General features: G+C 57.0%; 2 protein-coding genes. Both read right to left on the reverse strand.

All coding sequences use genetic code 11. The features are described 5' to 3' along the window. A partial coding sequence (locus HMPREF9538_RS29110; RefSeq protein WP_032456985.1) for a sodium:solute symporter family transporter occupies positions 1 to 442 on the reverse strand: 442 nt, incomplete at its 3' end. Further along, positions 432 to 674: a YhdT family protein gene (locus HMPREF9538_RS0126825; protein ID WP_002918740.1), complete on the reverse strand. Its 243-nt coding sequence runs from the start codon at positions 672 to 674 to the stop codon at positions 432 to 434. The genes HMPREF9538_RS0126825 and HMPREF9538_RS29110, both read right to left, overlap by 11 nt. Positions 675 to 748: the final 74 nt, after the last annotated feature.

Raw genomic sequence — 748 nt, forward strand, 5'->3', positions numbered from 1 at the left:
GGGCGCCGCCGATAAACTGGACGGTCATGGCGCCGACAAAGGCCACCAGCAGACTCAGGCTGGCCAGCCAGACCAGCAGGCGACTCTGATAGCGAGCAAACAGCATGTCATTGAGGGTGACAGCATTATAGCGACGCGCAAGGATGGCGAATTTTTTCCCCAGCACGCCCAGCGACAGCCAGATGGCGGGGAGCTGGATCATCGCCAGCAGCACCCAGCCCAGGCCGTATTTATAGGCGGCGCCGGGTCCGCCGATAAATGAGCTGGCGCTGATATAGGTGGCGGTTAGCGTCATGGCCAGCACGAAGCCGCCCATCGAGCGGCTGCCGAGAAAGTACTCATTAAGAAAGCTACCTGAGGCGCGTTTTCTCATGGCGTAGAGGGATAAACCGAACACCACCACCAGGTAGGCGATCAGGGGAATAATGACCTCAAACTGCATCATCGTCCTCCAGAGAAATATCGCGGAAAATCAGTTTGACCATCGCCCAGCACAGCAGAATGAACAGCAGCGGTACCAGCAGGCAGGCCATTTCAAACCAGTGTGGCAGGCCGGTAAAGCCAATAGCCACCCCCGGCAGATAGGCGGCGGCCAGCCAGGCGGCAAGGTAGAGAAGGGTCAGCCACAGCGCCCAGCGCGCTTCTTTGTGGGCCTGAACAAAGCGTTTGTCCATTTTTTGTCCCTTGAGGATGAAGAAAGCGGGGATTGTACCGCATGGTATAGATGAGGAGAGAGAAAAAGAAAAAA

Source organism: Klebsiella sp. MS 92-3, from assembly GCF_000195655.1.
Classification (GTDB): domain Bacteria; phylum Pseudomonadota; class Gammaproteobacteria; order Enterobacterales; family Enterobacteriaceae; genus Klebsiella; species Klebsiella pneumoniae.

Coding starts and splice junctions, on each gene's coding strand:
- HMPREF9538_RS0126825 (WP_002918740.1), bottom strand. CDS start 674: ATGGACAAACGCTTTGTTCAGGCCCACAAAGAAGCGCGCTGGGCGCTG.